The sequence below is a fragment of the Novosphingobium sp. BL-A-28-Hi1-0D genome (assembly GCF_055521755.1).
Map to the genome: position 1 here is coordinate 2,355,765 of NZ_CM145502.1, position 21,494 is coordinate 2,377,258.

At 65.0% G+C, this 21,494-nt stretch carries 21 protein-coding genes; 20 read left to right on the forward strand and 1 reads right to left on the reverse strand.

Annotated features, from left to right (window positions below):
• Nucleotides 1–71 precede the first annotated feature (71 nt).
• Nucleotides 72–362 (reverse strand): 4a-hydroxytetrahydrobiopterin dehydratase, encoded by a 291-nt coding sequence (locus ACZ1JW_RS11585; protein ID WP_465140662.1) that lies wholly within the window; start codon nucleotides 360–362, stop codon nucleotides 72–74.
• 57 nt (nucleotides 363–419) lie between these two features.
• Between ACZ1JW_RS11585 and ccmA the strand changes: the two genes are divergently transcribed.
• The 20 genes from ccmA (at nucleotide 420) to ftsA (ending at nucleotide 21,367) form a co-directional block, all read left to right on the forward strand.
• The gene (gene ccmA, locus ACZ1JW_RS11590) at nucleotides 420–995 is read left to right on the forward strand and encodes a heme ABC exporter ATP-binding protein CcmA (RefSeq protein ID WP_465140663.1); all 576 of its coding nucleotides are present in this window, start codon (nucleotides 420–422) and stop codon (nucleotides 993–995) included.
• Entirely contained in the window at nucleotides 992–1,654 is a 663-nt protein-coding gene (gene ccmB, locus ACZ1JW_RS11595) for a heme exporter protein CcmB (protein WP_144906678.1), read from the forward strand. The genes ccmA and ccmB overlap by 4 nt, the downstream gene beginning before the upstream one ends.
• 64 nt (nucleotides 1,655–1,718) lie before the next feature.
• The gene (locus ACZ1JW_RS11600; protein ID WP_465123399.1) at nucleotides 1,719–2,717 is read left to right on the forward strand and encodes a cysteine synthase A; all 999 of its coding nucleotides are present in this window, start codon (nucleotides 1,719–1,721) and stop codon (nucleotides 2,715–2,717) included.
• Nucleotides 2,718–2,731: 14 nt separating this feature from the next.
• A complete protein-coding gene (locus tag ACZ1JW_RS11605) occupies nucleotides 2,732–3,106 on the forward strand; it encodes a hypothetical protein (protein WP_465140664.1) in 375 nt (124 codons plus the stop codon).
• A gap of 6 nt (nucleotides 3,107–3,112) precedes the next feature.
• Nucleotides 3,113–3,832 (forward strand): Gldg family protein, encoded by a 720-nt coding sequence (locus ACZ1JW_RS11610; RefSeq protein WP_465140665.1) that lies wholly within the window; start codon nucleotides 3,113–3,115, stop codon nucleotides 3,830–3,832.
• Between the two features lie 326 nt (nucleotides 3,833–4,158).
• A complete protein-coding gene (locus tag ACZ1JW_RS11615) occupies nucleotides 4,159–4,656 on the forward strand; it encodes a division/cell wall cluster transcriptional repressor MraZ (protein ID WP_465140666.1) in 498 nt (165 codons plus the stop codon).
• Nucleotides 4,653–5,639 (forward strand): 16S rRNA (cytosine(1402)-N(4))-methyltransferase RsmH, encoded by a 987-nt coding sequence (rsmH, locus tag ACZ1JW_RS11620; RefSeq protein ID WP_465140667.1) that lies wholly within the window; start codon nucleotides 4,653–4,655, stop codon nucleotides 5,637–5,639. Before ACZ1JW_RS11615 ends, rsmH begins: the two co-directional genes overlap by 4 nt.
• Nucleotides 5,636–6,418: a hypothetical protein gene (locus ACZ1JW_RS11625; RefSeq protein WP_465123394.1), complete on the forward strand. Its 783-nt coding sequence runs from the start codon at nucleotides 5,636–5,638 to the stop codon at nucleotides 6,416–6,418. The genes rsmH and ACZ1JW_RS11625 overlap by 4 nt, the downstream gene beginning before the upstream one ends.
• On the forward strand, nucleotides 6,415–8,160 hold the full coding sequence (locus ACZ1JW_RS11630) for a peptidoglycan D,D-transpeptidase FtsI family protein (protein WP_465123393.1): 1,746 nt from the start codon (nucleotides 6,415–6,417) through the stop codon (nucleotides 8,158–8,160). The genes ACZ1JW_RS11625 and ACZ1JW_RS11630 overlap by 4 nt, the downstream gene beginning before the upstream one ends.
• Nucleotides 8,157–9,605, forward strand: a complete 1,449-nt coding sequence (locus ACZ1JW_RS11635) for a UDP-N-acetylmuramoyl-L-alanyl-D-glutamate--2,6-diaminopimelate ligase (protein WP_465140668.1) — start codon at nucleotides 8,157–8,159, stop codon at nucleotides 9,603–9,605. Before ACZ1JW_RS11630 ends, ACZ1JW_RS11635 begins: the two co-directional genes overlap by 4 nt.
• A complete protein-coding gene (locus ACZ1JW_RS11640) occupies nucleotides 9,602–11,071 on the forward strand; it encodes a UDP-N-acetylmuramoyl-tripeptide--D-alanyl-D-alanine ligase (protein WP_465123391.1) in 1,470 nt (489 codons plus the stop codon). The genes ACZ1JW_RS11635 and ACZ1JW_RS11640 overlap by 4 nt, the downstream gene beginning before the upstream one ends.
• Nucleotides 11,072–12,136, forward strand: a complete 1,065-nt coding sequence (mraY, locus tag ACZ1JW_RS11645) for a phospho-N-acetylmuramoyl-pentapeptide-transferase (protein ID WP_465140669.1) — start codon at nucleotides 11,072–11,074, stop codon at nucleotides 12,134–12,136.
• Nucleotides 12,133–13,464, forward strand: a complete 1,332-nt coding sequence (gene murD / locus ACZ1JW_RS11650) for a UDP-N-acetylmuramoyl-L-alanine--D-glutamate ligase (RefSeq protein WP_465140670.1) — start codon at nucleotides 12,133–12,135, stop codon at nucleotides 13,462–13,464. The genes mraY and murD overlap by 4 nt, the downstream gene beginning before the upstream one ends.
• 38 nt (nucleotides 13,465–13,502) lie before the next feature.
• Nucleotides 13,503–14,696 (forward strand): FtsW/RodA/SpoVE family cell cycle protein, encoded by a 1,194-nt coding sequence (locus ACZ1JW_RS11655; RefSeq protein ID WP_465142771.1) that lies wholly within the window; start codon nucleotides 13,503–13,505, stop codon nucleotides 14,694–14,696.
• Entirely contained in the window at nucleotides 14,693–15,859 is a 1,167-nt protein-coding gene (murG, locus tag ACZ1JW_RS11660; RefSeq protein ID WP_465140671.1) for an undecaprenyldiphospho-muramoylpentapeptide beta-N-acetylglucosaminyltransferase, read from the forward strand. The genes ACZ1JW_RS11655 and murG overlap by 4 nt, the downstream gene beginning before the upstream one ends.
• Nucleotides 15,856–17,268, forward strand: coding sequence for a UDP-N-acetylmuramate--L-alanine ligase (gene murC / locus ACZ1JW_RS11665; RefSeq protein ID WP_465123387.1), 1,413 nt, complete (start codon nucleotides 15,856–15,858; stop codon nucleotides 17,266–17,268). Before murG ends, murC begins: the two co-directional genes overlap by 4 nt.
• Nucleotides 17,265–18,158: a UDP-N-acetylmuramate dehydrogenase gene (murB, locus tag ACZ1JW_RS11670; RefSeq protein ID WP_465140672.1), complete on the forward strand. Its 894-nt coding sequence runs from the start codon at nucleotides 17,265–17,267 to the stop codon at nucleotides 18,156–18,158. Before murC ends, murB begins: the two co-directional genes overlap by 4 nt.
• Entirely contained in the window at nucleotides 18,155–19,108 is a 954-nt protein-coding gene (locus ACZ1JW_RS11675; RefSeq protein WP_465123386.1) for a D-alanine--D-alanine ligase, read from the forward strand. Before murB ends, ACZ1JW_RS11675 begins: the two co-directional genes overlap by 4 nt.
• 3 nt (nucleotides 19,109–19,111) lie before the next feature.
• A complete protein-coding gene (locus ACZ1JW_RS11680; protein WP_465123385.1) occupies nucleotides 19,112–20,077 on the forward strand; it encodes a cell division protein FtsQ/DivIB in 966 nt (321 codons plus the stop codon).
• A 9-nt stretch (nucleotides 20,078–20,086) separates the two neighbouring features.
• Nucleotides 20,087–21,367, forward strand: a complete 1,281-nt coding sequence (gene ftsA, locus ACZ1JW_RS11685; protein WP_465123384.1) for a cell division protein FtsA — start codon at nucleotides 20,087–20,089, stop codon at nucleotides 21,365–21,367.
• Nucleotides 21,368–21,494 lie beyond the last annotated feature (127 nt).

Consider the following 21,494-nt stretch of genomic DNA (forward strand, 5'->3'; position numbering starts at 1 on the left):
AAAAGCGGGCCCCCGGATCAGGTCCGGGGCGACGCTGGGTCACAGATGTCGCCCAGGCGAAAATTGCCGCATCAGAGATAGGTTTCCATCGCCCGCGCCATCGCTGCATCCCTTGCTGACAGCCCATCGGCGTCATGCGTGGTCAGCGTCACTTCCACCCGGTTGTAGACGTTGAACCATTCGGGGTGGTGGTCGGCCTTTTCGGCGTAGAGGGCGACGCGGTTCATGAAGGCCCAGCTTTCCGAGAAATCGGCGAAGCGGAAGGTGCGGGTGATGGCGAGGCCGTCGCTGCGCAATTGCCATTCGGGGAGTTCGGCCAGCAGCGAATCGCGTTCGGCGTCGGTCAGGCGGGCTACGGTCATGATTGGTCCTTCTGGCATCCTTGGCAGTTGCCGCCGTTTCCCCTATCGCGTGTTTCCATGCAAGAGTGCGGTCTCGTCGCCACGGATATTGCCTGCAGGCGCGGGGACCGGATTTTGTTCCGGGGGCTGTCGTTTGCCCTTTCCGAGGGCGAAGTGGTGCATCTGGCCGGGCCTAATGGCATCGGCAAATCGAGCCTGATCCGTATCCTGGCAGGGCTGCTGCGGCCCTTTGCCGGGACGGTGGAGCGCACGGGCGGTCTGGCGCTTTCCGATGAGCGGCTGGCTCTTGATGGGCACGAACCACTCGAGCGCGCTCTCGCGTTCTGGCAGCGGATTGACGGTGCGTCGCAGGTGGAGGCCGACTTCGGGCTGGCTGACCTGCTTGACGTGCCGGTGCGCTATCTTTCCACCGGCCAGCGCAAGCGCGCAGCGCTGGCACGCGTTGCGGCGAGCGGGGCGCCACTGTGGCTGTTGGATGAACCGCTGAACGGGCTGGACACGCATTGGTCGTGCATCGCGCAGGCCGCAATCAAGGCGCATTGTGGTGCAGGCGGTGCCGTGATCATCGCTTCGCATCAGCCGCTCTCGCTCGATGCGGTGAAAGTGGTCGAGCTTCTGGACTATCAGCCGTGATCCGCAAGCTCTGGCCGATCTTCGTGCGCGATCTGGTGCTGCTGACGCGCGGCGCGCAAGGGCGGGGCGGGGCTGTGCTGCCGCTGTTGTTCTTCCTTGCAGTGGCGATGCTGTTTCCCTTCGCAGTGGGGCCGGATGCGCGGTTGCTGGCGCGGACCGGGGCGGGGGTGATCTGGGTGGCGGCGCTGCTCGCCGCGATCCTGCCGCTGGACCGTCTGGTCGAGCCGGACGTGGAAGCGGGCATGTTCGACCAGTGGGCCTTGCGCGGGATATCGGAAGAGGCGCTGATTTTGGTGCGGATCGTCGCCCACTGGCTGAGCTTTGGCGTGCCGCTGATGCTGGCTGCGCCGATTTCGGCGGGGCTGCTCTCGCTCGATGCGCAGCAGTTGTGGACGGTCGAGGTCGGGCTGCTGCTTGGCACACCGGGGCTTGCGGCGATTGGCGTGACGATTGCGGCGCTGACTGCGGGCTTGCGGGCGGGGGCCGCGCTGGGCGGATTGCTGGCAATTCCGTTGGCGGTGCCGCTCCTGATCTTTGGCGCAGGGTCCTTGCAGCCGGGTGGCGAGGGCGGACTGATGCTGCTGGGGGCGTGCAGTCTGGTGGCCATTGCCGTTGCGCCGTTTGCAGGGGGCGGGGCGATCCGCGCCGGCCGCGAGTAGGGCTTGGCGGACCCCAAGCGCAAATTCGTTGGCATTTGCGCGAAGTGCCCCTAACTCGGGGCGCATGATGTCTCCAGCGATTGCACCCGATACCATTTCGCTCATCGGCAACACGCCGCTCGTCCTGCTGAAAGGGCCGAGCGAGGCGGCAGGGGCCGAGATCTACGGCAAGTGCGAGTTCGCCAATCCCGGCGCTTCGGTGAAAGACCGGGCAGCGCTGTGGATCGTGCGTGATGCCGAGGAGCGCGGGGTGTTGAAGCCCGGCGGGACCATCGTGGAAGGCACCGCGGGCAATACCGGGATCGGCCTTGCGCTGGTGGCCAATGCACGCGGCTACAAGTCGGTCATCGTGATGCCCGAGACGCAATCGCGCGAGAAGATGGACACGCTGCGGGCGCTGCGGGCCGAGCTTGTGCTGGTGCCTGCTGCGCCGTTCTCGAACCCGGGGCACTTCGTCCACACCTCGCGCCGCATTGCCGAGGAGACGGAAGGTGCGATCTGGGCCAACCAGTTCGACAACATCGCCAACCGCCGCGCCCACATCGACAGCACCGCGCCCGAAATCTGGGAGCAGATGGAGCACCGCATCGACGGCTTCACGTGCGCTGCAGGTACGGGCGGGACGATTGCGGGCGTGGGCCTTGGTCTGAAGGCGTTTGACGAGAAGGTGACTATCGCGCTCACCGACCCGCACGGCGCGGCGCTCTATAGCTATTACGCCAATGGCGAGTTGAAGGCCGAAGGGTCTTCGGTTGCAGAAGGCATCGGGCAGGGGCGGATCACCGCCAACCTCGAAGGCGCGCCGATCGACACGCAGTTCCGCATCTCGGACGAGGAAGGACTGTACTGGGTCGAACGACTGCTGGCTGACGAAGGCCTGTGCCTTGGCCTTTCGAGCGGGATCAACGTGGCGGGCGCGGTGGCGCTGGCAAAGCAACTGGGCAAAGGCAGCCGCGTGGCGACGATCCTGTGCGATACGGGCTTCCGCTACCTGTCCTCGCTCTACAATCCCGAGTGGCTCAAGGCCAAGGGACTGCCGGTGTTCCCTTGGCTGGAGCAATAGGCTAGACTGACGCCATGGCAATGTTCGGCTTCCCCGCTGCACGACCGGCTCCCCCTCCGACCGAGGCGGAAATGGCGGCGGCGAGCGCGCTGGCCCATGTGCCGCCGACGACGCGGGAGTTGCGCGCGCAGGCAGTGCACCGGTTGCAGGTCGGGCTGTTCGGGCTGGCCGGGATGCTTCTGCTGGTCAGCCTTGCCAACGTGATCATGGACCGGGCGAAGTACATTGACGCGAGCGCGGTAAACACTGCTGCGCCCGCCGTGCAGGCGAGCGAGACTTCGGCCAAGGACCCTCTGGCTGATATGGGTGTGGCTCCGCAACTGCCGGTGAGTGCCAAGGAAAAGCCATCAGCTTCGCCTTCCCCTGCGGTAAACGCGCCGAAGAACTGACCGGCGATGCGTCGCCGCCTTCTTGTCCTTCTGGCGAGTGCCATTGTGGCCGCTGCTGCTGTCTGGGTGTTGGCGGGGCGTAGCAAGCCGGACGAGCGGTCGCTTGGCCTGTTCACCAGCCTGCCGATCATCTGGAGCGAGGCGGGCGATCTCAAAGAGCTGGTCGATGGACCGCAGCAGGCGCACTGGGCCAAAGGCATGCTGGAGCAGCATGGGCATCTGGTCCCGCTCGATACGCTGCTGCAGATATCCCGCCTCGACGCGCTGGTAATTGCGCAGCCCCGACCGCTGATGCCCGAGGAGAACGTCGCCCTCGACACGTGGGTGCGGCAGGGCGGGAAGGTGCTGATATTCGCCGATCCGATGCTGACGCAGGAGAGCGCCTTTGCCCTTGGCGACCGTCGCAGGCCGCAGGATGTCGCTCTGGTTTCGCCGATCCTCGGGCGGTGGGGGCTGGAGTTGCAGTTCGATGACCGCCAGCGGGCAGGCTTGCGGGAAATTGCGGGCGAACACGTTCCTGTGAACCTTGCCGGCGCCTTCCGGTCGAAAGATGGCGGGAAAGACTCCCGCTGTGCGATCACGCCGGATGGTCTGATTGCTCGGTGCAAGATCGGGAAAGGGCGGGCCGTGCTGGTCGCGGATGCCGCAGTGCTCGAAGCATCCGATAGCCCGCAATCGCGCGAAACCGCGCTTTCCTATCTACTCGGCGACGCATTTTCGGACTGAACCACCGTTCCGGTGCGGGAAAACACGGGCCAGAGCCGGGCCGGGCTCATCCATTGCGCTGGACATTTGCCGGATTCCGGACGATTCCGCTGCCACAAATTGAGGCAAATCATGGTGATCGCCGCGGTAAGGTGCAGAAAAAATGCTACGGAATCATAACTAGTCCGCATTTTCCCGCATTTTCCCCTTTTCGCCCGCCCGGTCCCGCGTTAGTAATGCGTCTATCGGGACGAGTTTCCATTCGCATCCGCGGGGGATGAGTCGGCTTTGCGCGATGGCGCAGGGCCGAGCGAAGGAGCGCGCGTCCGCGAGCGGGGTGTCCAGGCGTGGCGGGAGGGCCGGTAAATCTGGTGGGGCAGGGCTTTTCGCCACGTGGCGAAAAAGGCCGCTTCGTCCTGCCTGCCGACTTCCGCTCAGACATCTACACCGCCTCGGCAAACCAGCGCATCCTCTGCCTCGACAAGCACCCACGCCTGCCTTGCCTGACCGGGTTCGGCCTGTCCCGCCTGGACGAACTGGCAGCAGAGATCGACCGCGAGGAAGAGAAGAAGCTCCGCCTCGGGATCGACTTCGATCGCGATGTTGCCGAGGCGCAAGCCTATGGCTTTACCCGAGTCAGCTTCGATGAAAGCGGTCGCTTCGTCCTGCCTGAATACCTCTCCGAACTGGGGCAGGTGGAGGACGGTCTCTATTTTCAGGGCGGCGGTCGCCAGATCACGATCTGGAGTCCGCGCGTGCTGTTCGAGCAAGGCGAGGCATGGGACACCGCCAAGGCGAACTGCCGTGCCAAGATGGCCGAAGCTGCCAAGGGGAAGCGCAAGTGACCGACGCTCCCGCAAAGGCCCCGCACATTCCCGTGCTGCTCGAGGAAGTGATCGAGGCGCTTGAGCCCAAGCCCGGCGACATCATTGTCGATGCCACGTTCGGCGCTGGCGGCTATACCCGGCGGTTGCTGGAATCGGGTGCGACGGTCCATGCGTTTGACCGCGATCCCGATGCGATCGCTGCGGGAAAGCTCTGGGGAGAAACCTGTGGAAAAGATCCACGGCTGGTTCTCCATGCCCGCCGCTTTTCCGAACTCGCAGAAGGACTTGCGGAGGCCGGAATCGCAGGCGTTCAGGGTGTCGTTTTCGATATCGGGGTAAGCTCCATGCAGCTTGACCAGCCGGGGCGCGGATTTGCCTTCTCATCCGACGGTCCGTTAGACATGCGAATGTCACAGGACGGTCCAAGTGCGGCGGATTTCCTGAATGAAGCAGGCGAGGGGGATATAGCGGACGTTCTCTACCGCTATGGCGAAGAACGCCAGTCGCGCCGGATCGCCCGCGCCATCGTTGCCGCCCGCCCGCTGACCACCACCGGACAATTTGCCAACGTCGTGCGCAAGGCGCTCGGCTATCGCCCCGACATCAAGGGTCCCAAGGCGCAGAAGGATCCGGCCACCCGCAGTTTCCAGGCTGTACGCATTCACGTGAATGGCGAACTGGACGAGCTGATCGCTGGCCTTGCAGCCGCCGAGAAGGTGCTTGCTCCCGGTGGCCGCATCGCAGTGGTGAGCTTCCACAGCCTTGAGGACCGCATCGTCAAACAGTTCCTGCGCGAGGCGGCTGGGGCCGTGCCTGCAGGTTCGCGCCATTTGCCGCAGATGGCTTCCAAGGTTGAGCCGGTCTTCGCCAAGCCTTCGGCCGCGATCCGCCCGACGCCCGCAGAAGAAGAGCGCAACCCCCGCGCTCGCTCTGCCACGCTGCGCTGGGCCGAACGTACCACGGCGCCTGCGCGCAATGGTGCCGGGAGGGCTGCGGCATGATCACCACGGCAAGCCGCCTGCGCTCCGTTGGATGGCTCGTTCTGCTCGGTCTGTGCCTGGCGCTGGTCATGGTGCTGGCCTTCCGCGTCAATGCGCTGCGCAGCCAGATTCACCATGCCGAAGCGCGGATCGTCGCGCTCAAGCAGGAGAAGATGTATCTCGAGACCGAGTTCGAGACCCGCTCCAACCAGCAGCAGCTCAAGGCTTGGAACGACGTCGAGTTCGGCTATGCCGCGCCGAGCGCAAGCCAGTACCTCGAGGGTGAGCGCCAGCTGGCCGAGTTGAGTGTGCCGACGCAGCCCGACGCGCCAGAGCCGATCCGCGTGGCCAGCGTGGACGACAGCGTGATCGCCTCGGCGGCTTTTCCCTCAATGGTCTCGCCGCTGACCGGCAAGGTGCTGGCGAGCAACGATCGCAAGGCGGTTTCGCCATCGGACGAGGATGACACCGCCTCTGACCGTCCTGCACGCAAGGTGGCGCACGCCGAGGCGGTCGAGACCTTGAAGGACCGGCTGGGCAAAGTGATCGACGCCCGTCCGCGGGGCCCCGTGCGCAAGGAAACGGCTTCGGAGAAGGAGCGCCCCGCAAAGAAGGCTGAGGCCAAGGTTGCGGAGAAGACCAAGGACGCGCCCAAGGAAAAGGCTGCGGTTGCCAAGGCCGACAAGGCCAAGCCCAAGGTCAAGACTGTCGCAACTGCGGATAAGTCGGCCCCGAAGAAGGACAAGTCGGCTCCGACCCCTCGCGCCGCCAAGGGCAAGGAGGCTAAGGCAGCCCGGTGAACGCACTCACCGCCTCCGCCGCCATCGCCTCGGGCCGCGTCAAGCTGGCCAACGTTCGCCAGCGCTCGCTGGTCGAGGCCAAGGTGCGCGCACTGGTGGTGGCAGGCTTCATCCTGTTCTTCGGGTTTGCCGCACTTGCCCGCATTGCTCAGCTAGGCTTCTTCGAAGGCTCGCCCGAACGGCGCTCGCTGGCCGAAGCGCTGCTGCCTCCGCGCGGGGAGATTACTGATCGAAATGGCGTGCCGCTGGCCCGCGCCTTCCCGTCCTACGCCCTGTGGTACAATCCTAAGGCGTTCGGCGAGAATGGATCGCCGCTGGTCAAGTCGCCCGAGGAAGTGGCCAAGGCGCTGCTCGCGATCTTTCCTGACGCTGACTACAACGATCTGCTCCGCCGCCTGAAGTCCGACAAGCCAAGCTACCTGCGCCAGCGGGTCATGCCCGAAGAGGCCAATCGCATCTTCGCGCTGGGTGAACCCGCCCTCGAATTTCCGCGCGAGAACCAGCGCTATTATCCGCAAGGCTCGCTGGGCGCGCATGTGCTCGGCTATGTCGACAGCGAAGGCCATGGCCATGTCGGCATGGAACAGGTGCTCGAAAAGGACCTGCTCGACCCGGCCAAGCGTGGCAAGCCGGTTGCCCTGTCGATAGATATGCGTGCGCAAGGCGCGCTCGAGGACGAGTTGGGCCGTGGCATGCTGGAAACGGAGGCCAAGGGCGCAGCCGGCGTGATCCTCGATGTAGATACCGGCGAAGTCATCGCGCTTGCCTCTCTGCCCTCGTTCAATCCCAACCGGTCGGACAAGGCGCTGAACAACCTGGTGTTCAACAAGGTCACTAACCAGGTCTATGAGCTCGGCTCCACGTTCAAGCCGCTGTCGATTGCCGCTGCGATCGACGCTGGCGTCGTGACCGATCTTTCGGTGCGCTATCCCTCTGATCGCCCGCTCGAAATCGGCGGTTTCCGCATCCGTGACAGCCATAGCTTCGGCGCATCTCTGAATGTGCCCGAAGCGCTGATCCATTCGTCGAACATCGTCACCGCGCAAGTGGCCGACAAGCTTGGCGGGGCTGGGCTAAAGAAGACGATGGCCGCGCTCGGCATGAACGAGCGGCCCTATATCGAACTGCCAGCGCGCGGTTTCCCGCTCTGGCCGCGCGGGCACGAGAAGACGGGAGAATGGGCCCGGATCACGACGATGACGGTCAGCTATGGCCACGGCATCGCGGTTACTCCGCTCCACCTCGCCGCCGCCTATGCCGCAATGGTCAACGGCGGCATCTGGCGGCCCGCCACCCTGTTCAAGCGCGAACCGACACAGGTTCCCGAGGGGCGCCGGGTCTACAAGGCCTCGACCAGCGCGCGTATGCGCCAGTTGCTGCGGATGATCGTGGTGGATGGTACCGGCAAGAGCGCCAATGCCGCAGGCTTCCGCGTTGGCGGCAAGACCGGTTCGGCGGAAAAGCCGGGCGGCAAGGGTGGCTACAACCGCACGTCGCTCGTTGCGACTTTCGCTGCCGCGTTCCCTATGGACAAGCCACGCTATGTCGTGATCGCCATGCTCGACGAGCCCAAGGGTACGGCTGCGACATCGTTTCAGCGCACTGCCGCTTGGAACGCAGCGCCAATCGTAGGTCGCGTAGTGCCGCGAATCGGACCGTTCCTTGGCGTGGTGCCTGACGACACGCGCGACATCGACATTTCGGATCTTTCGCCGCTCGTCGGCAACGGAGAAGGTGAATGAAGCTCGGGCCGATCCTTGATGCGGCGGGCTTCGCGGTCGAGAACGGCGATGCCAGCGTCACCGGCTTTGCCATCGACCATCGCAAGGTGGCGCCAGGCACGGTGTTCGGCGCGTTTCCCGGCACGCGCTTCAACGGCGAGGATTTCATTGCCGATGCGGTGAAGGCCGGAGCCGTCGCGGTCGTGGCCCGGCCGGAGGCAAAGGTCGAAGGCGCAGTCCATGTCGCCGACGAGGAGCCGCGCCGCGCTTTTGCCGCACTCGCCGCGCACTTCTTCCAGCCGGTGCCCGAAACGGTCGTTGCCGTTACCGGGACCAACGGCAAGACCTCGACCGTGGAGATGACGCGGCAGATCTGGCGGATGGCCGGATACTCTGCGGCTTCGATCGGCACGCTGGGCGTCACAACAGCGGACGAAAGTGTCTCGACTGGCCTCACCACGCCCGACATCGTCACATTCCTCTCGAACATGACCGGCCTTGCCCGCGAAGGCGTGAGCCATGTTGCCTACGAGGCATCGAGTCACGGACTCTCGCAGTACCGCAACGAAGGCCTGCGCGTCGTTGCCGGAGCCTTCACTAACCTCAGCCGCGACCATCTCGATTACCATGCGTCGATGGAGGACTATTTCGCGGCCAAGATGCGCCTGTTCGACCATGTCGTGGAAGAGAGCGGCACGGCCGTCGTCTGGATGGACGACGAATGGTCTGAACGGGCGGTAGAGCACGTCCGCCGACGGGGTCTGCGGCTGCTCGGTGTGGGCGAGCAGGGGACGGAAGTCCGCCTGCTCGCCCGTACGCCCACGCAATTGGGGCAGACGCTGGAGATCGAATTCGAAGGCAAGGCGCGCAAGGTAAACCTGCCGTTGATCGGGGCGTATCAGGCGGCAAATGCGCTGGTTTCGGCAGGGCTGGCTATTGCTTCGGGAACCGATGCCGACAAGGTGTTCGATGCTCTTGGCCGATTGCAGCCGGTGCGCGGGCGTCTGGAGCGCGCTGCGATCAATCGGTCAGGGGCGCCGGTCTATGTCGACTATGCGCATACGCCTGATGCCATCGAAGCCGCGATTGCAGCACTGCGGCCCCACACCGAGGGCCGGTTGATCACGGTGTTCGGCGCAGGCGGTGACCGCGATGGCGGCAAGCGCCCGGAAATGGGCCGCGCGGCTTGTGCAGGCTCTGACCTGGTAATTGTCACGGATGACAATCCTCGTGGCGAAGACCCTGCGGAGATCCGCGCGGCCGTCATGGCAGGCTGCGACGGCAAGGCGCGCGAGATCGGGGATCGCCGCGCCGCGATCGCTGCGGCGATTGCCGAGGCAGGGCGCGACGATATCGTCCTTGTTGCGGGGAAGGGGCACGAACAGGGACAGATCGTGGGCAGGGGCGATGCCGTGCGCGTCTTGCCGTTCGATGACGTACAGGTCGCAAGGGAGTGCACGACATGACCGCCCATCCCGCTCTGATTTCATGGCCCGAGGACCCGTCGGATGCGGCGGGTCTTGCGCTTTGGACAAGCGAGGAAATCGCGCGGGCTACGGGCGGCAGGGCGAGCGGACAGTTTGCAGTGTCCGGCGTCGAGATCGACAGCCGCGAGGTGGTGGAGGGCGATCTGTTCTTCGCGCTCAAGGGTGAGGCTTCGGATGGCCATCGCTACCTCGAGGGCGCGTTCGGGCGCGGAGCGGCGGGCACTGTGGTGGAGCATGGCTGCTTTGGATCGCACATCCTCGTGCCGAACACGTCAAATGCGCTTGAGGATCTGGGAAAGGCCGCGCGAAATCGGGTAGACGCGGGCATCATCGGAGTCACCGGCTCAGCTGGCAAGACCGGGGTCAAGGAAGCGCTCTACGCTGCATTGGACCGCGCCAGCAGGGGCCGTGCCCATCGTTCGGTCAAGAGCTACAACAACCATGTCGGCGTACCGCTCAGCCTTGCGCGGATGCCCGCGCGCACCAGCTTCGGCGTGTTCGAGATGGGCATGAACCACGCTGGCGAGCTTTCGGCGCTGACGCAATTGGTGCGCCCCCATGTGGCGATCGTGACCACCATCGCGCCAGCGCATATCGGCCACTTCTCGGGTGAGGAGGCGATTGCCGACGCCAAGGCGGAGATCTTCGAAGGCCTCGAGCACGGCGGCGTCGCGATCATCCCGCACGACAATCGCCATTACGAACGCCTCCGCGCCAAGGCGGTGCAGCACGCGGAACGGGTGGTCAGCTTTGGCCGCCATGCCGAAGCGAACGTGCGCCTGCTCGATGCGGTGGCGGCGGCCGGTGGGGGAACGCTGGTGACGGCTGACCTCGGCGGGCGCAAGGTGTGCTACACCATTTCGCAGCCGGGCGAGCACTGGGTGGCCAACTCGCTGGCGATCATGGCGGCGGTAGAAGCCATCGGCGGCGATCTGGGCGCGGCGGGGCTGGCGCTGGCCGAGCTGGAAGGCCTTGCCGGACGGGGTGCTCGCCACGAAATCGCTGCCACTGGCGGCGACGGTTCGGGCAAGGCGCTGCTGATCGATGAGAGCTACAACGCCAACCCGGCCTCGATGGCGGTGACGCTGCGCCAGCTTGGCGCAACCCCTGCCGCGCGCCGCGTCGCCATCCTTGGCGCGATGAAGGAACTGGGCGAGGGCGAGGCGCGCTATCACGCCGAACTGGCCGGTCCCGTTGCCGAGGGCAAGGTCGACAGGCTGGTGCTGGTTGGAGCCGAAATGGCGCCACTGGCCGACGTGCTGGGGAAAAACGGCGCGTCCTCGCTTGCCGGTCAGGTCGATGTGACGCATGTGCAGACGGCTTCGGAAGCGGCGGAATGCCTGGCTGCCGATGGCGTGCGCGGGGGTGATGCCATCCTCGTCAAGGGGTCGAATTCGGTGGGACTTGGCGCGATCGTGCGTTCGCTCACCACCAGGGAACGGTGAATGCTCTACCAGCTGGCCGAGTGGCTGCACTTCGAGGGATTCAGCAACCTCATCCGCTACCAGACGTTCCGCGCCGGGGCGACGCTGCTGACCGCGCTGCTGATCGGCCTGATCATCGGCCCGCGCTTCATCAACATGCTGCGCGTACGCCAGGGCAAGGGCCAGCCGATCCGCGAGGACGGCCCGCAATCGCACCTCGCCAAGCGTGGCACGCCGACCATGGGCGGGCTGATGATCGTCACCGCATTGACGCTGTCGTTGCTGCTCTGGATGGACGTGTCGAGCCGTCTGGTCTGGTCGTGCGTGGTGGTCACGCTGGGCTTCGGCCTGATCGGCTTCCTCGATGACTACGACAAGGTCACCAAGTATGCGCACAAGGGCGTGCCAGCCAAGGTGCGCCTTGCCGGCGAGTTCGTGGTCGCTGCCGTGGCTGCGTGGCTGGCTGTTGGCGAGACGCACCTCTACGTGCCGGTGTTCAGCAACCTCTATATTCCGCTGGGGCCGTTCTATTACCTGTTCGCGATCTTCGTGATCGTAGGTGCGGGCAATGCGGTGAACCTGACGGACGGGCTCGACGGCCTGGCGATCATGCCGGTGATCATTGCAGCGGGGACTTTTGCGATCATCGCCTATCTGGCGGGCCGCGTGGACTATTCCAGCTACCTCGGCATTCCGCACGTGAAGGGCGCAGGTGAACTGGCGATCTTCTGTGCGGCGATGATGGGGGCGGGGCTCGCCTTCCTGTGGTTCAACGCGCCGCCTGCGGCCGTGTTCATGGGCGATACCGGCAGCCTTGCCCTTGGCGGTGCATTGGGCGTGATCGCGGTTGCAGCGCATCACGAGATCGTGCTGGCCATCGTGGGTGGTCTGTTCGTGATGGAAGCTGTGTCGGTGATCGTGCAGGTTTCGGTCTACAAGCGGACGGGCAAGCGCGTGTTCCGCATGGCGCCGATCCACCACCACTTCGAACAGCTCGGCTGGAAGGAATCGACCGTCGTGATCCGCTTCTGGATCGTGTCGATCGTGCTCGCGCTGATCGGCCTTGCCACGCTGAAGGTGCGATGATCGTCTCGCCCGCCTTTTCCGGCAAGCGCTTCGCGGTGCTCGGCCTCGCCCGTTCGGGGCAGGCGAGCGTCGAGGCGCTGCTGGCGGGCGGGGCGGAGGTTACCGTATGGGACAGCCGCGAGGAACCGCGTGCGGCTTACGAAGGTCGTTGCACCATCGCAGATCCGCTTGCGTTAGACCTGACCGGGTTTGCAGGCGTCGTCGTCAGCCCCGGCGTGCCGTTGAACCGCCATCCAATTGCTGCGCATGCCGCCTGGTTCGGCGTGCCGGTGATTGGCGACATCGAACTGTTTGCACAGGCCCGCGCAGACCTTCCGCAGCATCGTGTCGTTGGCATTACGGGGACCAATGGCAAGTCGACCACGACGATGCTGGTCCACCATATCTGCAAGGCGGCGGGCCTCGAAGCGCGGCTTGGCGGGAACATTGGCCTGCCGGTGCTTGGGCAAGAGCCACTGCCGGAAGGCGGCGTCTATGTGCTGGAGCTTTCGAGCTACCAGATCGACCTGACGCAGAGCCTCGATTGCGACGTGGCGGCGCTGATCAATCTGAGTCCAGACCATCTGGATCGGTACGACGGCTTTGCCGGGTATGCCGCCGCCAAGGCGCGGCTGTTCCAGATGCAGTCGGCGCAGCATCACGCCGTGTTCGGCTGCGGTGACGAACATACACTGAAGATTGCGCGTGAGTCGTCCGCGACGCATGACGCGGGTTTCGTGCATGTGGTTCAGCCTGATGCGCTTGAAGGACAGGCCGCATGGCCTTCGCTGCAAGGGCCGCACAACCTTCAGAACGCGGCAATCGCCGTGGAGATTGCGCGCCAGCTTGGCATCGGCGAAGACGTGTGGCGTCCCGCGCTGGCCAGCTTCGTCGGCCTGCCGCACCGGATGGAGCGCGTGGCGGAGGCGGGCGGCGTGCTGTTCGTCAACGACAGCAAGGCGACCAATCCGGCCTCGACCGCGCCTGCGCTGGGGGCGTATCCTCGCATCCACTGGATCCTCGGCGGTCTGCCCAAGAGCGACAATCTCGACGAGTGTGCGCCCTATTTCGATCACGTGGTCGCCGCCTATACAATCGGCGAGGCCGGGCCGATGTTTGCCGACATTCTCGATCCGATCATGCCCGTCACCCGCAGCGAGATGATGTGCGATGCGGTGCGCCAGGCGATGGAGGCAGCGCAACCCGGTGATGTGGTGATGCTCTCGCCAGCCTGCGCCAGCTTCGACCAGTTCCGCGATTTCGAGGCGAGGGGCGACAGCTTCCGCCAGATCGTTGAGGCGCTGATTGCGGATGCCGATGCCCCGTGTCCCCCGGATGCCGGCGCATGAGCACGACGCCGACCCCCACTCGTCTGGTCACCACCACGATGCCCGATGGCGGCGTTCGCGTGGTCGGCCATGGCGCGCGCTTCCGCCGCAGCCGTCGCAGCGAACTGCTGATCTGGTGGCGCGAGATCGACCGCGTGCTGCTGACGCTGATCCTGTCGCTGGTGACCATCGGTTGCATTGCAGTGGCTGCAGCGTCGCCTGCTTCGGCGCATCGCCTTTCCACCAGCAGCAAGTCTCTGGGCGATCTATACTTCTTCTGGATTCACCTGCGCTGGGTTGCGGTGGGGCTGGTCGCGATGTTCTTCGCATCGGTCCTGCCCAAGGAGGCTGCGCGGCGAGGAGCGATCGTGCTGGCTGCGGCGATGGTCGTGGCGCTGGTACTGGTGCCGCTGGTCGGGAGCGAGGTGAAGGGCGCCAAGCGCTGGTTGTGGATCGGTTTCAGCCTGCAACCTTCCGAATTCCTCAAGCCGGGCTTTGCCATTGCGCTGGCGTGGATCCTGTCGTGGCGGGTGCGCGATCCGAATATCCCGGTCATCCCGATCACGGTTGCGATCATGGGCCTTGTCGGCGTGCTGCTGATGGCCCAGCCGGATTTCGGCTCTACCATGTTGTTCGGTGGCGTCTGGTTCGTGCTCGCGCTGCTTTCAGGCCTGTCGGTCAACAAGATCCTCTATGCGATGGGCGCCCTGATCCTTGCTGTCATCGCGGCTTACTTCTTCTATCCCAACGCCACACATCGTATCGACAACTTCATTTCGGGCGGCAGCGAGTTCGACCAGGTCGATCTTGCCATGCGCACTCTGATGAACGGCGGGTGGAGCGGGACCGGCCTGTGGCTTGGCAGCCGCAAGAACGCGCTGCCCGAAGCGCATACCGACTACATCTTTTCGGTGGTCGGTGAGGAATTCGGGCTGATTGCCTGCGCGGTGATCGTCACGATCTATTGCGCGATCGCGCTGCGCGTGCTGATGCGCCTGCTTGACGAGGACGATCTGTTCACCATCCTTGCGGCAGCCGGGCTGACCGCGCAGTTGGTGGGGCAGGCGTTCATCAACATCCTTGTGAACCTGCAACTTTTCCCTTCGAAAGGCATGACCTTGCCGCTGATCAGCTACGGCGGATCGTCCACCATCGCGCTGCTCATGGGTGTCGGGCTGCTGCTCGCGATCACGCGGCGCAACCCCTACCTTTCGCGCGAGAAGTTCGACGTTACGGAACTGGTGCGCAGATGAGTGGCGCTTCACGGCATTACGTGCTCGCGGCAGGCGGCACGGGCGGACACCTCATTCCGGCCTTCGCGCTGGCGGTGGAACTGGAACGGCGCGGTCATCACGTCGCGCTGGTGACGGACGAGCGCGGGGCGAAGATTCCCGGCAAGCCCGACTTCATGCCCGCGCACGTGCTTCCTGCCGGGCGTCTGGCCAAGAATCCGGTCGCGCTGCTCAAGGGCCTGCGCGCGATCTGGCAGGGCCGCGCGATGGCGTTGCGCCTGTTCGAAAGTTTTGAACCGTCCTGCGTGATCGGCTTTGGCGGCTACCCCGCGCTGCCTGCGCTGCTCGCTGCGCATTCGGCCAAGATTCCGACGGTGATCCACGAACAGAACGCGGTGCTGGGGCGGGTGAACCGCTTCCTCGCGAGCCGCGTCGATGCCATCGCGACCGCCTATGGCGAGGTTGACCGGCTCGATCCGAAGCTGTGGGGCAAGGTCCACCGTGTGGGCAATCCGGTGCGGCCGGAAGTGCTGGCGCTGCGCGGTGAACCGTTCCCGGAATTCACCGAGGACAGTCTGTTTCGTGTGTTGGTGACTGGTGGGAGTCAGGGCGCTTCGATCCTGTCGGAGGTGGTGCCCGATGGTCTGGCCATGCTGCCGCCCGCATTGCGCCATCGCTTGCAGGTGACGCAGCAGTGCCGCCCGGAAGACCTCGAAGCGGTTCGCGCGCGCTATGCTGCGCATGAGATTCCAGCGGAACTTGGCACCTATTTTGAAGACATGCAGGCGCGGCTTGCCGGAACGCACCTGTTTATCGGGCGGGCAGGCGCTTCGACCATTGCGGAGCTGACTGCGGTCGGACGCCCCGCTATCCTCGTGCCGCTGCCCATTGCGACGGACGACCATCAGGCCGCCAACACGCGCGAGATGGTCGCGGCAGGTGGCGCGCGCGCGATCCGGCAGACCGGCTTTACCCCCAAGGAACTGGCGAAACAGATTCAGGCCATGGCCCAGCACCCGCACACCCTTGCCAATGCCGCACACGCCGCGTGGAACTGCGGCCTGCCCAACGCCGTGAGCGATCTTGCCGATCTGGTCGAGAGCTTCGGCGGGGAGCCGATCATGGACGTGATCCGCGTCGATACGCGCAGCCCTGCGACTTCGGCACAGGGGCAACTCGCGTGAAGGGCGTCGGCACCGAGATCGGGACGATCCACTTCGTCGGCATCGGCGGCATCGGCATGTCGGGCATTGCCGAGGTCATGCACAACATGGGCTATTCGGTGCAGGGCTCCGACATGGCCGAAAGCTATGTCGTCGAGGGCCTGCGCTCCCGCGGCATCAAGGTGATGATCGGGCAGAAGACCGAGAACGTCGATGGCGTGGCCGTTGTGGTCACCTCGACCGCCGTGAAGCGCGACAATCCCGAAGTCGTCGCCGCGCTCGAAAACCGAATCCCCGTGGTTCGCCGCGCGGAAATGCTGGCAGAGCTGATGCGGCTCAAGAACACGGTTGCCGTGGCTGGCACGCACGGCAAGACCACGACGACGTCGATGGTCGCCTGCCTGCTCGATGCAGGTGGCGTGGACCCGACCGTGATCAACGGCGGCATCATCAACTCCTACGGCTCCAACGCCCGTCTGGGTGACAGCGAGTGGATGGTGGTGGAGGCCGACGAGAGCGACGGATCGTTCCTGCGTCTTGATGGCACGCTGGCAGTCGTCACCAACATCGACCCCGAGCATCTCGACCATTACGGCAGCTTCGACAAGGTGAAGTCGGCCTTCGTTGAATTCATCGAGAACGTGCCGTTCTATGGCGCGGCGATGCTCTGCATCGATCATCCCGAAGTGCAGGCGATCATCCCCAAGGTGCGCGACCGCCGCGTGGTGACCTATGGTTTCTCCGCGCAAGCTGACGTGCGCGGCGAGGCCGTGACGCCCATTCCCGGCGGCAACCGCTTTACCGCGGTGCTGCGCCAGCGCGATGGTTCGTTCCGCCGGATCGAGGGCATCGAGCTGCCGATGCCGGGCCGTCACAATGTCCAGAACGCGCTGGCAGCTGTGGCTGTGGCGGTGGAGATGGGCGTTTCGGACGACCTGATCCGCACCGGCTTCGGCAAGTTCGGCGGGGTAAAGCGCCGCTTCACCAAGGTGGGTGAGGTGGACGGTGTCACCGTGATCGATGACTACGGCCATCATCCGGTCGAAATCCGCGCCGTTCTTGCAGCAGCGCGTGAGGGTGTGCAGGGCCGCGTCATCGCCGTGGTCCAGCCGCACCGCTTCACCCGGTTGCGCGATCACATGGAAGACTTCCAGGGCGCGTTCAACGATGCGGATGTGGTCTATGCCGCGCCGGTCTATCCGGCCGGCGAACAGCCGATCGAGGGCGTGGACAGCGCCGCCATGGTCGAGGGCATCAAGGCACGCGGGCATCGCTCGGCGCATTTGACCGCCGGGCCGGATGCGCTCGCGAAGGAACTTTCCGCCACGGTGCAGGCAGGAGACATGGTCGTTTGCCTTGGCGCGGGCGATATCACCAAGTGGGCGGCGGGCCTTGCCGATGCGATTGCGCGCGAAAGGGGGCAGGGGTGACCACGCTCACGCTGCCATCGGTTCGCGGCAAGCTGACACCCAATGCCCCGCTTGCGCCGCTGGTCTGGTTCAAGTCCGGCGGCACGGCTGACTGGCTGTTTGAACCGAAGGACGTGTCCGATCTGCAGGACTTCCTCGCGAGCCTTGCGCCGGAGGTGCCGGTCATGGCGCTTGGCCTCGGCTCCAACCTGATCGTCCGCGATGGCGGGGTTCCGGGCGTCGTGGTTCGCCTCGGCAAGGCCTTTGCCAAAGTCGAGAAGGTTGATGAGGTCACGCTGAACTGCGGCGGCGGGGCGAGCGGCATTCTCGTGTCCTCGACCGCACGCGACAACGGGATTGCAGGCCTCGAATTTCTGCGCTCGATCCCCGGCACGGTCGGCGGTTTTGTGCGCATGAACGGCGGGGCCTATGGGCGCGAGGTCAAGGACGTGCTCGTCGATTGCGACGTTGTGATCCGCTCGGGCGAAATCGCTACGCTGCCGCTGTCCGAACTCGGCTATACCTATCGCCATTCCGACCTGACCGATGGTTCCATCGTCGTCGCCGCGCGCTTCAGGGGTCATCCCGGCGAGCCGGACGCCATTCAGGCAGAGATGGACCGCATCAGTGCGGCTCGGGAAGCCTCGCAGCCGCTGCGCTCGAAGACCGGTGGGTCCACCTTCAAGAACCCCGACGGTGGCAAGGCTTGGGAACTGGTCGACAAGGCCGGTTGCCGTGGGCTGACGCTTGGCGGCGCGCAGGTCAGCGAAAAGCACACCAACTTCCTGATAAACACCGGTGAGGCGACCAGCGCCGACATTGAAGCCTTGGGCGAGGAAGTGCGCAAGCGCGTTAGGCAAATGTCGGGCGTCGAGCTCGAATGGGAAATCAAGAGGATTGGCAGACCGTGACGCTTCCGAAACTTCATGTCGCGGTGCTGATGGGTGGGTGGTCGAGCGAACGGCCGGTGTCGCTCATGTCGGGCGAGGGCGTGGCCAAGGCGCTTGAGTCCAAGGGCCACGAGGTCACGCGCATCGACATGGACCGCGAGGTTGCGCTGCGCCTCGCCGAGGCCAAGCCCGATGTCGTTTTCAATGCGCTCCACGGCACACCCGGAGAGGACGGCTCGATTCAGGGCCTGATGGACATCATGGGGCTGACCTACACGCACTCAGGCCTCGCCACTTCGGTCATCGCGATCGACAAGGAACTGACCAAGCAGGCGCTGGTGCCGCATGGTATTCCGATGCCCGGTGGGCGCATCGTGCGCACGCAGGAACTATACAAGGGCGATCCCTTGCCGCGCCCTTACGTGCTCAAGCCGGTGAACGAGGGCTCGTCGGTCGGCGTCGCCATCGTCACGGCGGATGGCAACTACGGCAATCCGATCAGCGCCGATGCGCGCGGGCCGTGGCAGGAGTTTGATGAACTTTTGGCCGAACCCTTCATCCGTGGCCGCGAGTTGACCACGGCGGTGATCGGGGATCGCTCGCTGCTCGTCACCGAACTCAAGCCCAAGTCCGGCTTCTACGATTTCGATGCCAAGTACACCGATGGCATGACCGACCATATCTGTCCGGCAGACATCCCCGACGAGATCACCGAAGCCTGCAAGCAGATCGCGCTGCGTTCGCACCAGTTGCTCGGCTGCAAGGGCACCAGCCGCTCGGACTTCCGCTGGGACGATGAACAGGGCGTCGAGGGCCTGTTCCTGCTCGAAGTGAACACCCAGCCGGGTATGACCCCGCTCAGCCTAGTGCCCGAACAGGCCAAGGCGCTGGGCATGGACTATCCCGATCTGGTCGAGGCGATCATTGCCGAGGCCCTGAAAGACGCCAAAGCTGACAGAAGGAAGGTCTGAACCATGGCGCAGACGATCAAGCGTGGCGGAAAGGGCGTGCGGCGGGCTGCGGCTGCGCGCACGACGCAGCGCAAGGTCCAGTCTGCGCGCCAGCAGACCGGGTCGGTGCTCGACACGGTCATGCACTGGCTGCCGTTCAGCGAGGAGACGCTGCACCGGATCGTGATGACTTTGATCCTGGCGGTCGCTGTCGGGATCGTCTGGACTGTCGCGGTCATGGCGGGGATTCCGGCACTAGCGTCTGAACAGGCCGCGCTGATCGCATCAGACGCGGGCTTCAAGGTCAGCCACCTCGAAGTGCGCGGCGTCAACCGCATGAACGAACAGCGCATCTACGAGCGCGTGCTAGGCCAGAACGACCGGGCGATGACCACGCTCGATCTCGCCGCATTGCGCGATGAGCTGAACCAGCTGCCGTGGGTCAAGGACGCGCGCGTCTCGCGCAAGCTGCCCGATACCTTGGTGATCGACATCGTCGAGCGCAGCCCTCACGCGGTGCTGCGCAAGCCCGACCGGATGGTGCTGATCGACGATACCGGCACCGAACTCGAAACCGTGAAGCCCGACAAGGCCAAGGGCATGCTGGTGCTCTCCGGCCTTGGCGTGGGCCAGCGGGTCGAGGATCTGACGCGCTTGCTCGATGCCGCGCCTGCGCTCAAGCCGCAGGTTGCCGAGGCCGAATGGGTGGGCAATCGCCGCTGGAATCTGACCTTCAAGACCGGACAGGTGCTTGCGCTGCCCGAAGGCGACGAGAAATCGGCGGGGGCCTTGCTGAGCTTTGCCCGGATGGACGGCGTCAACCGCCTGCTCGGTGGCAAGGTCGCAGCCTTCGACATGCGCGCACCCGATCGCATCTACATGCGCGTGCCCGGCCACGCCGAAGAAGTCGCCGCGCAGAAGCGTGCCGCAGAACAGGCCAAGGCCGAAGCCAAGCGTCTTGCTGCCGCTGCCAAGAGCGACGAGGGCTGATTCGGCACGATGGCTACGCCCCGCATCACCAAGGTCTTTGCTGCCGTCAACATTGGCTCGTTCCGGGTTTCCGCGATGATCGCTGGGCTATCGGAAACCGGCGAGATGGTCGTTCTGGGATCGGGCCACCGCGCCGCGCAGGGGATCAAGCGCGGCTACGTGACCGACATGCAGGCCGCGACGCATTCGGTACGCGACGCGATCGAGCGCGCCGAGAAGATGGCCAATGTCGATATCCAGAAGGTCTGGATCGGTTGTTCCGGTGCAGGGCTCGCCAGCACCACGGCGCGGGTCGAGGTCGAAGTCGGCGGGCGGCGGATCGAGCAGGACGATATCGAGCATCTGCTGGTGGCAGGACGCGAGGTCATCCAGCCCGATGGCCGTACTGTGCTCCATGCCCAGCCTGCGCACTACACGCTCGATGGCGCCCACGGCGTGCCCAACCCCAAGGGGCTCCATGCCGAGCGGCTGGCGGTCGACATCCACGTGATGCTCGCCGATGGCGCACCTGTGCGCAACATCCGTGAGGCTGTGCAGAACGCGCACCTTGATGTCGAGGCCGTGGTCGGCTCGCCCGTCGCGGCGGGGCATGCCTGCCTGACGCCGGAGGAGCGCGAGCTTGGCGTGGCGCTGGTGGAATTCGGTGCTGAAGTCACTACCGTCTCGGTCTATGCCGCCGGCATGCTGCTCGGCATGCAGGTGATCCAGTACGGGTCGGGCGACATCACGGACGCCATCGCCTCGGCTTTCGGCATCCGCCGCTATCAGGCAGAACGCCTCAAGTGCATGTCCGGCTCGGCCATCGCCAGCCCTGCCGACCACCGCGAGATGATCCCGGTCAATGCGCCGGGCGATCCCGAGGGTGGCCCCGTCGCCCGCCATGCCGATGACAAGAACCGCATTCCGCGTGCGGAACTGATCTCGGTGATAACCCAGCAGCTCGGCTTCTTCACCGAGGAAGTCGGCAAGGCGCTAAAGGCGATGGGCTTTGTCGGCCAGACCGGCCAGCAGGTCGTTCTCACCGGAGGCGGTGCGCAACTGCCGGGGCTTGCAGACTATGCGCAATCGGCGCTCGGGCGCCCGGTCCGCATCGGCTCGCCGCCAACCATGCTGGGTCTACCGCCGGGCCACGCCACGCCAAGTTCGTCGACGCTGGTCGGCCTCGTGCTCTTTGCTGCGGCCGATCCGGTGGACATTCGCGCGATCGGTCCGGCCTTCGTTCCGACCGGTTCATACAAGGGCATGAACCTGCTGATTCGCCTGTGGCGTGCAGTTAAGGATTACTTCTGAAGCGGGTTTTGAGCCTTACCGCTCCGAACTCGACGAATTGCGGCCTGTCACGCCTATGCAACTTGTGGAAAAGGCAAAACCGCCTTTGATTCGTAAAGCTGCCTTGTGCAACAGGTTAATGTGAAGT

What these genes read in the sequence shown, in the direction of transcription:
- ACZ1JW_RS11585 (WP_465140662.1), bottom strand. Translation starts at nt 362, where the DNA reads ATGACCGTAGCCCGCCTGACCGACGCCGAACGCGATTCGCTGCTGGCC.
- ccmA (WP_465140663.1), top strand. Translation starts at nt 420, where the DNA reads ATGCAAGAGTGCGGTCTCGTCGCCACGGATATTGCCTGCAGGCGCGGG.
- ACZ1JW_RS11600 (WP_465123399.1), top strand. Translation starts at nt 1,719, where the DNA reads ATGATGTCTCCAGCGATTGCACCCGATACCATTTCGCTCATCGGCAAC.
- ACZ1JW_RS11605 (WP_465140664.1), top strand. Translation starts at nt 2,732, where the DNA reads ATGGCAATGTTCGGCTTCCCCGCTGCACGACCGGCTCCCCCTCCGACC.
- ACZ1JW_RS11610 (WP_465140665.1), top strand. Translation starts at nt 3,113, where the DNA reads ATGCGTCGCCGCCTTCTTGTCCTTCTGGCGAGTGCCATTGTGGCCGCT.
- ACZ1JW_RS11625 (WP_465123394.1), top strand. Translation starts at nt 5,636, where the DNA reads ATGATCACCACGGCAAGCCGCCTGCGCTCCGTTGGATGGCTCGTTCTG.
- ACZ1JW_RS11635 (WP_465140668.1), top strand. Translation starts at nt 8,157, where the DNA reads ATGAAGCTCGGGCCGATCCTTGATGCGGCGGGCTTCGCGGTCGAGAAC.
- ACZ1JW_RS11640 (WP_465123391.1), top strand. Translation starts at nt 9,602, where the DNA reads ATGACCGCCCATCCCGCTCTGATTTCATGGCCCGAGGACCCGTCGGAT.
- mraY (WP_465140669.1), top strand. Translation starts at nt 11,072, where the DNA reads ATGCTCTACCAGCTGGCCGAGTGGCTGCACTTCGAGGGATTCAGCAAC.
- murD (WP_465140670.1), top strand. Translation starts at nt 12,133, where the DNA reads ATGATCGTCTCGCCCGCCTTTTCCGGCAAGCGCTTCGCGGTGCTCGGC.
- ACZ1JW_RS11655 (WP_465142771.1), top strand. Translation starts at nt 13,503, where the DNA reads ATGCCCGATGGCGGCGTTCGCGTGGTCGGCCATGGCGCGCGCTTCCGC.
- murG (WP_465140671.1), top strand. Translation starts at nt 14,693, where the DNA reads ATGAGTGGCGCTTCACGGCATTACGTGCTCGCGGCAGGCGGCACGGGC.
- ACZ1JW_RS11680 (WP_465123385.1), top strand. Translation starts at nt 19,112, where the DNA reads ATGGCGCAGACGATCAAGCGTGGCGGAAAGGGCGTGCGGCGGGCTGCG.
- ftsA (WP_465123384.1), top strand. Translation starts at nt 20,087, where the DNA reads ATGGCTACGCCCCGCATCACCAAGGTCTTTGCTGCCGTCAACATTGGC.